This window comes from Xanthomonas sp. LF07-6 (assembly GCF_034105445.1).
Classification (GTDB): domain Bacteria; phylum Pseudomonadota; class Gammaproteobacteria; order Xanthomonadales; family Xanthomonadaceae; genus Xanthomonas_A; species Xanthomonas_A sontii.
In genome coordinates, this window is sequence record NZ_JAXGGI010000037.1 from 1 (window position 1) to 1,178 (window position 1,178).

The window sequence follows — 1,178 nt, forward strand, 5'->3', positions numbered from 1 at the left end:
GCCAGAGCAATTTGATGCCGTCTGCCTGTTCCACCGCATACAGCGTCAGATCGAAATTGCTCTCGTAGCTGCCGCGCTCGCTGCCTTGCACATTGGAGCCAGCCACCTGCAGCCGTTCGATATCGTTGTTGTCCACATTCAGCACGATCTGGAACAGCGGGTGCCGATCGAGACTGCGTTCCGGATTCAAACGTTCGGTGAGCAACGGGAAAGGCAACTGCTGATGATCGAAGTCGGCAATGTCCTGCTGCTTTACCTGCGCCAGCAGGTCGCTGAATGCCTGGTCCGCCCGAATAGAGGTGCGCAATACGATTGTGTTGGAGAAGAACCCGATCAGCGGCGCGACTTCGCCCTGCTCGCGATTGGCGACCGCCGTACCGACGACGATATCGTCCTGGCCCGAAAATCTGGCCAGCCACGCCGCGAACGCCGCATGCATGCCCATGAAGAACGTCGCGCCCTGTGCATGGCAAGCGCGCGAAAGAGACGACGCGGTCGCGGCGTCGATCTGATGGCGATGCAGGGAGCCGCGGAAACTTGGCTGCACGGGTCGCGGCAGATCGGCAGGCAATCCATGCAGCGATGGAATCTCCTGCAGACGCTGCTTCCAGTAATCCACCAGGGCCTCGAGGCGCTCCCCGGAAAGGTACTGCTGCTGCCACTGGGCATAGTCGCGGTACTGGATGGGCAAGGGGGGCAACCCCGCCGCCTGGTCCATTGCGGTCGAGGCGCTGTACAGGCGATACAGGGTATTGAACTCGTTCATCAACAGGCCGATCGACCAACCATCGCAGGCGATGTGATGCATATGGACCAGCAAGGTATGCAGGTCGCTGGCCTGACGAACCACGTGTACGCGCACCATCATGTCGCTGGAAAGATCAAAGCGACGGGTACGCGCCTCCTGGCTGATGCGCTGCAGTGCGGACCCGGCATCCGCCAGCGGAAGCTGGCTGAGATCGAGCAACTGGACATGGAACCGTTCCGCGGCAGCGACTTCCTGCATCGGACCGCCTTCGTGTTCGCGGATGATCGAGCGCAACACCGCGTGCCGCGTCACGATCGTGAAGAAGGCGCGCTCGACGGCCTCGATGTCGAGGTGGCCTTTCACCGTCAACGAGGTGCCGGCGATATACCCCGCGTTTCCGCCTTCCATCTGATCCATCAACCACAGGCTC

At 61.4% G+C, this 1,178-nt stretch carries 1 protein-coding gene; it reads right to left on the bottom strand.

The genetic code is table 11. The features are described 5' to 3' along the window. The coding region (locus SLW56_RS20775) for a condensation domain-containing protein (RefSeq protein ID WP_267104297.1) at positions 1-1,165 on the bottom strand (1,165 nt) is incomplete at its 3' end. Positions 1,166-1,178 lie beyond the last annotated feature (13 nt).